14 protein-coding genes are annotated in these 12,449 nt (G+C 42.0%); 10 read left to right on the top strand and 4 right to left on the bottom strand.

What is annotated here, in order from left to right:
• Positions 1–31 precede the first annotated feature (31 nt).
• The 3 genes from NZD81_RS08415 (at position 32) to rsgI (ending at position 2,987) form a co-directional block, all read left to right on the top strand.
• Positions 32–826, top strand: coding sequence for a TerC family protein (locus tag NZD81_RS08415; protein ID WP_040083320.1), 795 nt, complete (start codon positions 32–34; stop codon positions 824–826).
• 263 nt (positions 827–1,089) lie between these two features.
• A complete protein-coding gene (gene sigI, locus NZD81_RS08410; protein WP_040083319.1) occupies positions 1,090–1,845 on the top strand; it encodes an RNA polymerase sigma factor SigI in 756 nt (251 codons plus the stop codon).
• Entirely contained in the window at positions 1,842–2,987 is a 1,146-nt protein-coding gene (rsgI, locus tag NZD81_RS08405; protein ID WP_282374259.1) for an anti-sigma-I factor RsgI, read from the top strand. Before sigI ends, rsgI begins: the two co-directional genes overlap by 4 nt.
• 10 nt (positions 2,988–2,997) lie before the next feature.
• On the opposite strand, the gene sspD is transcribed toward rsgI, so the two are convergent.
• Together sspD and htpK are read right to left on the bottom strand one after the other, a co-directional pair.
• Complete coding sequence (sspD, locus tag NZD81_RS08400) at positions 2,998–3,192, bottom strand: acid-soluble spore protein SspD (protein WP_003218568.1); 195 nt, start codon at positions 3,190–3,192, stop codon at positions 2,998–3,000.
• 130 nt (positions 3,193–3,322) lie between these two features.
• Positions 3,323–4,024 carry a transcriptional regulator HtpK gene (htpK, locus tag NZD81_RS08395; protein WP_040083317.1) on the bottom strand — a complete coding sequence of 234 codons (702 nt, stop codon included), beginning with the start codon at positions 4,022–4,024 and terminating at the stop codon, positions 3,323–3,325.
• A 171-nt stretch (positions 4,025–4,195) separates the two neighbouring features.
• On the opposite strand from htpK, the gene htpX reads away from it, so the two are divergent.
• The 4 genes from htpX to NZD81_RS08375 all read left to right on the top strand — a co-directional run bounded on the left by htpX (position 4,196) and on the right by NZD81_RS08375 (position 7,107).
• Positions 4,196–5,092: a protease HtpX gene (gene htpX, locus NZD81_RS08390; RefSeq protein WP_069149489.1), complete on the top strand. Its 897-nt coding sequence runs from the start codon at positions 4,196–4,198 to the stop codon at positions 5,090–5,092.
• 174 nt (positions 5,093–5,266) lie between these two features.
• Positions 5,267–6,616, top strand: coding sequence for a Ktr system potassium transporter KtrD (ktrD, locus tag NZD81_RS08385; protein WP_282374260.1), 1,350 nt, complete (start codon positions 5,267–5,269; stop codon positions 6,614–6,616).
• A 150-nt stretch (positions 6,617–6,766) separates the two neighbouring features.
• Positions 6,767–6,922, top strand: a complete 156-nt coding sequence (locus NZD81_RS08380; RefSeq protein WP_014663734.1) for a hypothetical protein — start codon at positions 6,767–6,769, stop codon at positions 6,920–6,922.
• A gap of 2 nt (positions 6,923–6,924) precedes the next feature.
• A complete protein-coding gene (locus NZD81_RS08375; RefSeq protein WP_041521312.1) occupies positions 6,925–7,107 on the top strand; it encodes a hypothetical protein in 183 nt (60 codons plus the stop codon).
• Positions 7,108–7,149: 42 nt separating this feature from the next.
• Here NZD81_RS08375 and NZD81_RS08370 read toward each other — a convergent pair whose 3' ends face one another.
• The gene (locus NZD81_RS08370; RefSeq protein WP_041521313.1) at positions 7,150–8,172 is read right to left on the bottom strand and encodes an acyltransferase family protein; all 1,023 of its coding nucleotides are present in this window, start codon (positions 8,170–8,172) and stop codon (positions 7,150–7,152) included.
• A gap of 252 nt (positions 8,173–8,424) precedes the next feature.
• Here NZD81_RS08370 and kinE point away from each other — a divergent pair, with 252 nt between their 5' ends.
• From kinE to NZD81_RS08355, 3 genes are all read left to right on the top strand, one after another.
• Positions 8,425–10,641 (top strand): sporulation two-component system sensor histidine kinase KinE, encoded by a 2,217-nt coding sequence (kinE, locus tag NZD81_RS08365; protein WP_014663736.1) that lies wholly within the window; start codon positions 8,425–8,427, stop codon positions 10,639–10,641.
• Complete coding sequence (locus NZD81_RS08360; RefSeq protein WP_040083312.1) at positions 10,638–11,135, top strand: methylated-DNA--[protein]-cysteine S-methyltransferase; 498 nt, start codon at positions 10,638–10,640, stop codon at positions 11,133–11,135. The genes kinE and NZD81_RS08360 overlap by 4 nt, the downstream gene beginning before the upstream one ends.
• Before the next feature lie 89 nt (positions 11,136–11,224).
• Positions 11,225–11,350, top strand: a complete 126-nt coding sequence (locus tag NZD81_RS08355) for a hypothetical protein (RefSeq protein WP_014663738.1) — start codon at positions 11,225–11,227, stop codon at positions 11,348–11,350.
• A 33-nt stretch (positions 11,351–11,383) separates the two neighbouring features.
• On the opposite strand, the gene mtnA is transcribed toward NZD81_RS08355, so the two are convergent.
• On the bottom strand, positions 11,384–12,445 hold the full coding sequence (gene mtnA / locus NZD81_RS08350; protein WP_014663739.1) for an S-methyl-5-thioribose-1-phosphate isomerase: 1,062 nt from the start codon (positions 12,443–12,445) through the stop codon (positions 11,384–11,386).
• Positions 12,446–12,449 lie beyond the last annotated feature (4 nt).

Genomic DNA, 12,449 nt, shown 5'->3' with positions numbered 1-12,449 from the left:
AGAAAACAACTTTTTTGGGAGGGTATCATTTATGGATGCAGCATTATTATTAGAGTATGGTTGGGTTCTTCTCGTCTTGATCGGGCTGGAAGGGATTTTAGCCGCCGATAACGCACTGGTTATGGCGGTCATGGTAAAACATTTGCCGGAGGAAAAAAGAAAAAAAGCGTTGTTTTATGGATTGGCAGGGGCTTTTGTACTGCGATTTGGCTCTTTATTTGCAATTTCTTTCTTGGTCAACGTATGGCAGGTTCAAGCGATTGGCGCGATCTATTTGCTGTATATCTCAGCAAGCCACTTATTGAAAAGATATGTATTTAAGAAAGAAGACACGCATAAAGAGACGAAGAAAAGCGGTTTTTGGCCGACTGTTTTAAAAGTGGAACTGGCAGATATCGCGTTTGCTGTTGATTCTATTTTAGCAGCAGTAGCACTGGCGGTTACGCTCCCTGGGACATCACTCCCGAAGATCGGCGGACTTGACGGAGGGCAATTTATCATCATTTTGGCCGGTGGTATAATCGGACTGGTGATCATGCGATTTGCGGCTTCAATGTTTGTAAAGTTATTAAAGGAACGTCCAAGCCTAGAAACAGCAGCCTTTGTGATTGTCGGCTGGGTCGGAGTGAAGCTTGCTTTATATACGCTTGCCCATCGTGACATAGCAGTTGTTTCTGAACACTTTATCCATTCTGGAACATGGAAGCTGATATTCTGGGGTGTCTTAGCGGCAATTGCAGTTAGCGGCTGGTTTATGTCAGGTGGGAAAAAACAGCCGGAGGGCACACAAAACGAACAAAAAAACAGCACCCGGGAACGGGCGTAATCTGAAAGACTCTGCTTAAAAGCAGAGTCTTTTCATGTTTAAAGCGTTTTCACGGGCGAAATAAAATAACATTTTTATAACAGCTTTGTTACAAAAAACACGCATAAAACCCCCTTAATTCTTTAGAAAGGCACGAAATCATGTATAGGACGTCAGAATGGTTTGTCATAATTGAGACATTGGAAATCAATATTTCTTTTTCTCCTTTGCGAATCCCTATCAAATTAGCTATCATTAATGAGTAGTTATAGGGAGGAACTGAGGTGAAACCAGTGCTTAGCCTTTTGTTTAAATTGGGAAAAAAGAAGCAAACGCTTGAAAAAGCTGTTGAGAGTATACAAAAAGGCAATAAAGATCTGCAAAATGAATTAATACAGCAATATAAGCCATTTATCGCAAAGACGGTTTCATCCGTTTGTAAACGATATATAGATGAAAAAGACGATGAGTTCAGTATTGGACTGATCGCGTTTAATGAAGCCATTGAAAAATATTCACCTGAAAAAGGAAATTCTCTGCTCGCATTTGCTGAGCTTATTATAAAAAGAAAAGTCATTGATTACATTAGAAAAGAAGCCAGAAGCGCACAAAATATAAATATCGATTTACAGGAAGGAGACGATCAGGAATCATCACAAAGCCTGATTGAAGCCGAGCTTTCCATAGATGAATACCGCCGTCAGATTGAACAGGAGCAGAGGCGGGAGGAAATCCTCTATTTTCAAAGGCAGCTCAAGGATTATGGTTTGTCGTTTAAAGAACTGCTTGAAAATTCTCCAAAGCACACGGATGCAAGGCAAAATGCCATAAAAGTGGCAATGACGCTTGTTGAACACGAAGAATTGGCCGCTATTCTCTATACAAAAAAGCAGCTTCCAGTGAAACAGCTGGAGCAGCTTGTCTCTGTAAGCCGAAAAACGATTGAGAGAAACAGAAAATATATTATTGCGATGTGTATTATTATTACGGGTGATTATATTTATTTAAAAGATTATCTTAAAGGGGTGCTGCACTCATGAGAAGAGGGATTATAGTAGAGAAAAATAAAAAATTCGTCACGTTGCTGACCCCTGACGGACAATTTTTAAAAGCCAAAAATGATCGCCACAGCTATGAAATCGGAGAGGAAATCATGCTTCCGAGTGAAACACGCATGGGCAGAAGGGCCAGCTTTTTTGATTTTTTTAAACTGCGCCCTTTCAAAATGGGGATTTTTACGATGACTGCTATTATGCTTTTTATTTTTATAGTTCTCCCCGTTTTTTCCAACAATAAGGCCTATGCGTATATGACAATCGATATCAATCCAAGCGTCGAAATGGCGTTAAACAGCGATTATGAAGTGATTGAACTGACGCCTCTAAACGATGAGGGAAAGCAGGTCGTAAATGATATAGATGATTGGGAGAAGACTGATTTTAAAAAGGTGATTGACGATATAATAACCGACTGCAATGAGCACGGGTATGTAAAGAAATCGAAAGAAATATTGATTTCCACTGTTTATGAAAATACGGAAGACAATACATATAAAAAAGCTGTGAAAAAACAGCTCAACGATGTGACTGAAAAATATAAAACGACATACCGCATGGAATCTCTCGAGTCAGACATGCAAACGAGGGAAAAAGCGAAGAAAGAAGGCGTTTCAACAGGCAGCTACATCAAATCAAATGAAAAGAATAACAATAAAGAGTTAAAAGATGACTCCAGCAAACCATCCGGGGAAGAGGATCAAAAGAGTGAAGAAAATGAGGGTGAAAACACCGATCAAACCGACTCCCAGGACAGCAAGCAAGGAGATAATGAACAGTTGAATGATGCGAATTCCGGAGACCAGAAAGAAGATAAAGCGGATGACCAGACTGATAAAAGTGATAAAGATAAAAATGTAAAGGAATCAGATGAAAACACAAATACCGAAAAAGATGGGGACGATGAGCAAACCCCAATACAAGATCCTCAAGATAAAGGAAATGAAAATAACAGCGCTGACAAAGGTCAAAGCCAATACCACAGGGACTGGAACAATGGTGAACAAGGCAAGAATCGTTCTTCATCCAGAAGGGATAACGCTTCAGACCGCCGTAATCCAAACGGCTACAGCAGTGATAATAATTCAGCTCAAAATGAAGATTCGCCGAGTGCCCCCGGCGAATAAAGACCTGAATTTATTTAGTTGTGCCGTTTAACTGAGATTGTGCTTGCTGCACCAGCCGCTTTGTCATTTCTCCGCCTACAGAGCCGTTAGCGCGTGCGACTGTATCAGAACCAAGGTTCACACCGAATTCTTGAGCCACTTCGAGTTTAAATTGGTCTAGTGCCTGCTCCACCCCTGGAACAACGAGTTTATTTCTGCTCGCCATCTTTTTCATCTCCTTTTTCTATAAAGAAATTCTTAACGCGTATTTAGTTTGAAATATACGGGGATTATTTATGCTGGCAATTGTTGTGGAGAAAAATAAACCCCCGGCCTCTGAGCCGGGGGTGCGCAGACTATAAAATGTCTGCTGTCATTTTATGAGCGGTTGCCTGAATATGGAACGTTAAAATGGAGAGGACTGTAATGGCGATAATCTGTCTGATTTTAAGCCATTGGCCGTCATTCAGTTCTTCAAAACGGTAGCGGAGACGTTCTGTCTCCTGTTCGACGATCACCTGCAGATTTGATTCTTTCATAGAAGGAGTATCTTGGTGATGGACGGCATCAAGCACATATGCACAGCTTTCATAATAAGCAATCGGGCTAATGACATCATCAGATCTGTCTGAGATTGTGTTAAAGGCCACTTTTAAAATAGCCCGTATGTGTTCAAAGTCATAAATGGATTTTAAATCACGTACAATTAAAAGAATAACTGCTTGTTCAACTGAGTATTTTTTGCCCAGCTCAGGGTGTCCGATCAGATCCTTGATATCACGCTTTACCCAGTTTTGAATCGCGGTTGACTTTAATGAAGTCAGTTCGCATAAGTTGCCGAGCTCTACGATTTCATTTGTAGAGAGGCCGTATTCTTTTTTCTGTTTTTTTCGTTCGTATCTTGTAAGAAATTCAGGAATTTCAAGATGATTGGCTGCTTTTTCTGCTGACATGTTCGCTGATTGGACGAGAATGTCGAGCGGGCTATGTTCTCCTTGTCCTTTTAGTGAATAGAGCAGCCGCACCATATCGGTTCGAGAAAGTTTAAAAATGTTCATTGTTCACCTCTTTAAACAATTTGACGCGGATAAGCGGTTTATGTATAAGTTCAAAATTGAAGCGTCAGCAAATTACATTAACATCATACGTCGAATTCCTTGCATTTTCAAATGGATGTTTTATAATTTAAATATACAGGTTCTTTTGAACTTAAAATAACGGAGGTTGTTATGGCGAAAAGAATTTTTCTGTTTATTTTAACGAATATTTTGGTGCTTACAACAATCGGGATTGTTTTGTCTATTTTGAGCTCTGTTACTGGAGTAGGGACATACTTTACAGCTGATGGCGGTATCGATCCAATGGCGCTTCTTGTGTTCAGTTTAGTCGTTGGCTTTGTCGGTTCCTTTACGTCTCTTGCAATGTCCAGATGGATGGCAAAGACGATGATGGGCGTGAGAGTGCTGAATCCGAAAAAACACTCACTCAGCTACGAGGAACAGCAATTGGTTGATCGTGTCCATAGATTAAGCCGTTCTGCAGGGTTAACGAAAATGCCGGAAATCGGGATTTACCGTTCACCTGAAGTAAACGCGTTTGCGACTGGACCGTCTAAACGCCGTTCTCTTGTCGCAGTATCGTCTGGGCTGCTGGAGCAGATGGATGATGCGGCGGTTGAAGGAGTGCTTGCCCACGAGGTCGCGCATATCGCTAATGGTGATATGGTAACAATGACGCTTTTACAAGGTATCGTCAATACCTTTGTCGTCTTTCTATCACGCATCGCAGCTTGGATTGCAAGCCGTTTTGTCAAAGAAGATCTAGCGCCGATCGTACATTTTATTGCAATGATTGTCTTTCAGATTATCTTTTCGATACTTGGCAGCCTGGTTGTGTTTGCGTATTCACGCCATCGTGAATTCCATGCTGACAGGGGAGGAGCGGATCTTGCCGGCAAGGATAAGATGATTCATGCGCTTCGGACGCTTAAAGGCTACTCTTCCCGAATGATGGAAGACGATCAGACAGCTGTCCAAACGTTAAAGATCAATGGCAAGAAGCGCTCTTCACTTTTCTCTACTCACCCTGATTTAGACGAGCGTATCAGACGGCTGGAAGCTAAGTAATACAAACACATTGTTCCTCTGAGGAAATTCTCAGAGGTTTTTTTATTTTATCCATTGATTAAAAACATAAAAAAATAAGCAAGTTAAGAAAATGTTCCGTAAAAGCCTTTAAAAATGGACCTAATATCTTTAGAATAATTACCGTACTTAAAAAGAGAGGCAGAAGGATTTTACATGAAATTAAAGTTTGGGAAATTGATACAGGCCCTGTCACCGGCCCAGCTGATCGCATTATATTATTTTCTTGCAGTTACTGTGGCCGTTATATTGCTGAGTTTGCCGGCGGGCCATGAACCGGGGGCGGACTGGACGTTCATTGATGCGCTGTTTACCGCCGTCAGTTCAGTCAGCGTAACAGGGCTGACGGTCGTTGATACAGCTGATACATTCAGTACAACAGGCATTTTTATATTGGCATTTGTTCTGCAATTTGGCGGAATCGGGATTATGACGCTCGGAACGTTCATTTGGCTGATCATGGGAAAACGAATCGGGCTGAAAGAACGGAAATTGATTATGGTTGACCAAAATCAATCCCAGTTTTCCGGGATTGTCAATCTGATGAAGCAGGTTCTTTTTCTGATCTTGTGGATTGAATTTTTTGGCGGGCTTATACTCGGCACTTATTTCTTAACCTACTATGATTCCTTTCAGGAAGCTTATTTACACGGGTTTTTTGCCAGTATCAGCGCAACGACAAATGGCGGATTTGATATTACCGGTAATTCGATGATTCCATTTCGTCACGATTACTTTGTGCAGTTTATTACAATGCTTTTAATTATATTTGGAGCGATTGGATTTCCTGTGCTGGTTGAAGTAAAGGATTTCCTGTTTTCAAAGCATCGCCGTTATCCATTTACGCTTTTTACGAAGATCACAACGATTACGTTCGGCTCGCTTGTCTTGTTTGGAGCCATAGGCATCTTTGCCCTGGAAGCAAACCATGCGTTCGCAGGAAAATCATGGCATGATATTTTGTTTCTGTCCCTGTTTCAATCAACGGCAACCCGAAGCGGGGGTCTTGCCACAATCGATATCAGCCAATTATCAGATCCCACACTCTTTTTTATTTGTGCGCTGATGTTTATCGGAGCGTCGCCAAGTTCAGTCGGGGGAGGCATACGGACAACGACTTTTGCCTTGAATCTTCTTGCGCTGTTTCATTTCGCCCGCGGTAATAAGTCCGTAAAGGTATTCAAACGGGAGCTGCACCCTGCTGACCTGATGAAGTCGCTTGTTGTCACAATGATGGCGATCTTGCTCGTTTTTGGCTCGACACTCATTCTGACCATTACAGAAAAGCATTCCCTGCTGGAGCTTTTGTTTGAAGTGTGCTCGGCATTCGGTACAACCGGTCTGTCACTTGGAATTACGGCTGATTTGAGCAGTGTTGGAAAATGCGTCATTATGATTGTTATGTTTATCGGACGAATCGGCATCCTGACCTTCCTGTATCTGATAGGTAGAAAGGAAATTGAAGCGAATTATCATTATCCGAAGGAAAGAGTGATTATCGGATAGACAAAACACCGCCAATTTAGCGGTGTTTTTTGATTGCCAAAAAAAAGATGTGTGCCTCCTGTTCAGTTGGAGAACCTAACTTCGACAGGTGCAGTTTAATGCCCCTGCATCTTTAGCCGAAATGTGTGAAAACTGGCGAGGAGGATTCGAATGAAGCGTAAAGCTGAAGTAAATGAAGCCATTAAAAATAACAATACACCTACTGAGAGCATGGACCCAAATTCATATAAGACACAATATCATGACGACCCCAATTTTAGAGGGGCAAACCGCAATTCCAAACAGGGTAAGCAGGGAGGCATGTGATTGTGAAGAAACACCGTCATAGCAGAGATATGCAAAATCATAAAAAGCCTATGAATAAGAAGGTGCTGGAGGAAGAATTCTCAAGTGAATTTGGGGATTACAATGCCGGTAAGATCATCGAAACGCTGGAAGTCACAAAGCCTGAAAAGAAAAATGAAAAAAACAAAAATAATAAACAGAAATAAAAAAGACCTCTTAGGCGGTGTCCCGCTTAAGAGGTGCTTTTTCTATTTTAAATAAGCATTTTTGCCCGTTCCTCTGACAAATTGCAATAAGCTGGTCATCCTCAGCTCAATGAAAGGCTGAGCAACTGTCTTAACAAAGTTGCTGGAGAGTACTGATGTCAGTGCTGCTGTTAAAAGCAAGAGGATCACTAAGCTTTGATAGTCAGTAAGCCAATCCTCAAGACCGACCTGCCGCAGCGTTTTAATAATAAACCCGTGAAGCAAATACACGTAAAATGTCCGGGTCCCCCATTTGGTAAAGAAATACCGTTTTTGCGGAACGAGCGCTAAAAAGCTAAAGGTTGCCGCAAAGGCGAGTACATACCAGCCGATTCGGGATAGCCCGCTTACAAGGGTAACGTCTCCAAATGACGAATACGGTTTTGAACCAAACAGAAATGAATAGTCAAAATCGATGCCCCAGCAGATGACGAATACGGCGGCAAGCACTCCGAGCGCAATTTGTTTGCCTCGTTTTGATCTCAATAAATCAAAATGGTGTTTATTTAAATAAAAACCGACAAGGAACATCGGTAAGAATACGAATGTCCGTGACAAACTCAGCGTGCTGCTGACAAAGTCCAGATAACCGATCAGCACGGCGAATCCGCAGCTGACAAACAGGGCCCCCAGCTTTGAAAGCTTTGAAAAAGGATATAGAAGCAGGTTCCAAAAGAATAAGCTTACAAGAAACCATAACGACCATTGCGGGTCAATCGGGTTCACATTTGCCATGCTTTCATCTTGCATAATGTAATAAAAAACGGAATAAATGATTTGGAAAATCAAATACGGAATAATCAGCTTGGCCGCCAGCTTTTTTACATATCCCTCCCGTTTAAAGCCTTTTGCGAAATAACCGGATACAAGAATAAATGCAGGCATATGGAATGTGTAAATGAACTTGTAGAGGTAGAGCATAAAGTGATTATCATTAATAAAGGAACGAAGAATATGACCGAATACAACAAGGAATATCAATAAAAATTTTGCGTTATCGAAATAACTGTCCCGCGATTTACTCATAGCATCACCTTCTCTTTCATCAGTCACTAAGAGATTATTCCCTGCTGGTACATATTTTAAAATAAAAGATGAAAAAGGAATCTAAAAAAATGCTGATTGTTAGGACGATGTAAAGTGGCGGTAAGGATCGTAGAAAATGTCTTCGGAATGTAATGGCGCTGAAATTTTCTGAAATTTATAGGGCAAATGAAGGAAGTTCCCGCATTTTGTAGAAATATTGAGGGATAGGTTTTGAAGAAGGAGTGTACATGCATGGAAACTCTTGATGTCCAGACAAACTCGGAGCTGCGAGAGGAACTGAATCGCCTCAAAGAAGAAAACGCGCGACTGAAAAAGGAATTGAATCAGCATCAAGTGATTGTCAACAATACGCTCGATGCTATTTTTATTTGTGATAACGAAATGCGAATCGTTCAGGCGAATGAAGCAACAGAAAGGATGCTTCAAGTTGACTCGGAAGATTTAAAAGAGCGTTCTGTTTTGGATTTTTTGTTTTCAATCCCAAAGGATGAACTGAATCTTGCCGTAAAGAAGTTTTTTAAAAAAGGCTTTCTGTGGAAGGAGGTCCCGATCAGGCTTGATTGCGGGGCGACAAAATACATAGAATTTCTAGCCAAAAGAGGCATTGGCGAGGATTTCTTTTTTGTGGTCATGAGAGACATATCTTCTAAGAAGATTTTGGAGCGGGAATTCTCTATGAATGAACAGCTTTTTAAGGACTTGTTTGACAGAGCGGTTGATGGAATCGTCCTGTTTGATAAAGATGGCGGTTTTATTGATGCCAATTTGTCCTTTTGTAAAAGCTTCGAAATCAATCATAATGAGCTGTCTCATTTGTCGTTGTATGAGTTCATAGACAGCGGCTCAAGAAAAGATTTCGACAATATCTGGAAGACGCTCAACCGCAAGGGAAAAGCGAAGGGGGAGCTGCCTGTCAAGCTTCGTTCAGGAGTCCAAAAGCTATTTGAATTCACGATTACATCAAACATCATCAGCGGTTTTTATATGTCTATTATGAGGGATATCACAGAGAAGCGGTCTATGGAGCTCCAGCTCTTTAAAAGTGAGGAGCGATTCAGAGAAATCTTTGAAAATGCGATGGACGCCATCATCATTTGGTCGAATGACGGAAGAATCGTTAAGGCGAATCAATCAGCCTGCAAAATTTTTGAGCTGCCGATGAACTTGCTGTTGAAAAGAAAGCTGTGTGATTTTCTCGTCGACTCGCAGCAGAAATACAGCATAACGAAAAGGAAATATGCAAAATACGGAGAGATCAGAGAAGAGCTGCTGTTTCAAATGGGGAATGGGCAGTTCAAAGAGCTCGAATTCACTTCAAAGCGGACCATACTTGAAAACCAGCATTTAACGATCTTAAGAAATGTCAGCGACAGAAAGCGGATGGAAAAGGAGCTTCGGGAAAGCGAGCTGAAATTCAGAAAAGTGTTCAACGGCTCAATGGACGGCAATGTATTGTTCGACAATCAATACAGGATCATCGACGCCAACCCGTTAGCAAGCCATATTTTGGGCCTGTCACATGAAGAGATCAAACAGCACAGCCTGCTAGATATTATTTCTGCTTATGAAATAGAAAATCTGGCATCACCGGCAAGGCAGATTAATTTTGATGAAATGGATAACGAAATTCCATTTTTGCTAAGCAGCAGTGACAATCGAAAACTCGAATTCTCATTTAAACGGAATATTATTCAAAATATGAACTTGGCTATCTTTAAAGACGTTACAGAGCGAAAAGAATTGGAGGAACGCCTGCGCAAATCAGATACCCTTCATGTTGTCGGCGAACTCGCAGCCGGCATTGCCCATGAAATCAGAAATCCGATGACCGCTCTTAAAGGCTTCATTCAGCTTCTGAAAGGAAGTGTCGAGGGAGACTACGCCCTTTACTTCAACGTGATCACCTCAGAACTAAAGCGCATCGAATCCATCATCACCGAATTCTTGATTTTAGCCAAGCCCCAGGCCATTATGTATGAGGAAAAACATGTTACCCAAATTATGAGAGACACGATAGACCTTCTAAACGCGCAAGCCAATCTCAGCAATGTACAAATGCAGCTTGATTTAATGGACGACATTCCCCCGATCTACTGTGAACCGAATCAGCTGAAACAGGTTTTTATCAACATATTAAAAAACGCTATCGAAGTGATGCCTGACGGCGGAAACATTTTTGTGACGATAAGAGTACTGGATCAAGATCATGTTCTCATCTCCTTAAAAGACGAGGGGATTGGAATGACAGAAGATAAATTAAAGCGCCTTGGTGAACCATTTTATACGACAAAGGAACGGGGAACTGGACTTGGGCTTATGGTAAGCTATAAAATTATTGAAGAACATCAAGGCGAGATTATGGTCGAAAGTGAAGAAGGAAAGGGCACCGTTTTTCATATTACGCTTCCCGTCAGACAGAATGCTGAAGAAAGAAGGAATGATGAGTGAATTACTATATGACAGCTGAAACGCCGCTCGGTGAATTTATCATTGCCGAAGAGGAGGGCAGGATCACCCGTCTATTTCTCAGTCAGGAAGATTGGATGGATTGGAAAGAAACCGTTCAGAAGACAGAACACAAGGAAACACCTCTTCTTGCAGAAGCGAAAAAACAGCTTCATGAATATTTCGCCGGAGAAAGAAAGACATTCTCCCTGCCGCTCAGCCAAGAGGGCACACCTTTTCAGAAAAAAGTGTGGGAGGCGCTGGAGAGGATCCCATATGGTGAATCCCGAAGCTATGCTGATATTGCCGCTGCGGTCGGGAGTCCGAAGGCGGTGCGCGCTGTCGGACAGGCTAATAAACGTAACGACCTGCCGATTTTTGTTCCGTGTCACAGAGTGATTGGCAAAAACAGTGCGTTAACAGGCTACGCCGGAAGCAAAACTGATATCAAAGCTTTTTTGCTGAACATCGAGCAAATCTCCTATAAAGAAAAATAAAACATATGGCACGTTCCCTTTTTTCACTGACGACATATCATTTTATTAAGTTAAAAAAGTTGGTCTGATGAAAAAGGAGGACAAAGCAATTGAAGCCGAGCCGCTCTGAGAAAATTGCCGTTTTTGCCAAACTGTTTGTAAAACTGCATATCATATCAAGCGCTCAAAAAGATGAAATTATCAATGTTAACAAAAAGAAACAAAAAAACCGCTGACTCAGCTCCAAATGAGCAAAGTCCAGCGGTTTTTTAATGCACCTTTTCACCTTTAAACAACTGTTCAATCTCTTCTGCATAGTTACCGGTCATAATCCCTTTTTCTGTGATGATTCCTGAAATGAGATCATGAGGTGTAATGTCAAAAGCGGGATTAAAGACAGCCACATCTGATGGAGCGGTCCGTACTCCGGAAATCTGCCTGACTTCGTCGGGATCCCGCTCCTCTATCGGGATATCAGCGCCGCATTTGATCTTCGTATCAAATGTAGATAAAGGTGCGGCGACAAAAAACGGAATATCAAAGGCGTTTGCTAAAATAGCAAGGCCATATGTGCCGATTTTATTTGCCGTATCACCGTTCTTTGCAATTCGGTCAGCTCCGACGATAACAGCGGAAATTTGTTTTTCCTTCATCGTATGGGCGGCCATGCTGTCTGTAATTAGCGTGACATCAATGCCTCCCTGCATCAGCTCCCAAGCAGTAAGGCGTGATCCTTGCAGAACAGGCCTTGTTTCGCAGGCAAAAATGTGCAATCCCAAATCTTTTTGTTTGGCCAAGTAAAACGGAGCTAGCGCCGTTCCATAGCGGCTTGTCGCGATTGAGCCGGCATTGCAGATCGTCATGATCCTGTCGCCTTTTTTGAAAAGCTGCAGGGCGTTTTGGCCGATCAACCGGCACGTTTCCTCATCCTCGACCTGAATCTGAATTGCTTCATGGACAAGGTTTGTTTTTGCTTCATTTACGGAAATCGCGTTTTCGACCGAATGACTCAGTCTCTCAAGCGCCCATGACAAATTAATGGCTGTAGGCCGTGAGCTGTTTAAATATTGTTTGATGTCTTCCAGTCTGCGCCGGAATTCTGTGACATTCTCTGTTTCAATGTCTTTGGCAGCAAGCGCTAGTCCGAAGGCAGCCGTAATGCCGATCGCCGGAGCACCTCTTACCTTGAGCGTGACAATCGCATCAAATACATCCTCTTTCGTCGTCAGCTCCAAATATTCCGTCTCATCAGGAAGCTTTTGCTGATTTAAAATGGTAATAGCTGTTTCTTTCCATTCAACAGAACGTGGAACAGCAAATGAATGGGTCATGAAT

Source organism: Bacillus sp. B.PNR1, from assembly GCF_030386235.1.
Classification (GTDB): Bacteria; Bacillota; Bacilli; order Bacillales; family Bacillaceae; genus Bacillus; species Bacillus stercoris.
The sequence above is the reverse complement of the archived record's forward strand: the minus strand, read 5'-3'. Positions and strand labels throughout refer to the sequence as shown.

What these genes read in the sequence shown, in the direction of transcription:
- NZD81_RS08415 (WP_040083320.1), top strand. Translation starts at nt 32, where the DNA reads ATGGATGCAGCATTATTATTAGAGTATGGTTGGGTTCTTCTCGTCTTG.
- rsgI (WP_282374259.1), top strand. Translation starts at nt 1,842, where the DNA reads ATGAGAAGAGGGATTATAGTAGAGAAAAATAAAAAATTCGTCACGTTG.
- sspD (WP_003218568.1), bottom strand. Translation starts at nt 3,192, where the DNA reads ATGGCGAGCAGAAATAAACTCGTTGTTCCAGGGGTGGAGCAGGCACTA.
- htpK (WP_040083317.1), bottom strand. Translation starts at nt 4,024, where the DNA reads ATGAACATTTTTAAACTTTCTCGAACCGATATGGTGCGGCTGCTCTAT.
- htpX (WP_069149489.1), top strand. Translation starts at nt 4,196, where the DNA reads ATGGCGAAAAGAATTTTTCTGTTTATTTTAACGAATATTTTGGTGCTT.
- ktrD (WP_282374260.1), top strand. Translation starts at nt 5,267, where the DNA reads ATGAAATTAAAGTTTGGGAAATTGATACAGGCCCTGTCACCGGCCCAG.
- NZD81_RS08380 (WP_014663734.1), top strand. Translation starts at nt 6,767, where the DNA reads ATGAAGCGTAAAGCTGAAGTAAATGAAGCCATTAAAAATAACAATACA.
- NZD81_RS08370 (WP_041521313.1), bottom strand. Translation starts at nt 8,172, where the DNA reads ATGAGTAAATCGCGGGACAGTTATTTCGATAACGCAAAATTTTTATTG.
- kinE (WP_014663736.1), top strand. Translation starts at nt 8,425, where the DNA reads ATGGAAACTCTTGATGTCCAGACAAACTCGGAGCTGCGAGAGGAACTG.
- mtnA (WP_014663739.1), bottom strand. Translation starts at nt 12,445, where the DNA reads ATGACCCATTCATTTGCTGTTCCACGTTCTGTTGAATGGAAAGAAACA.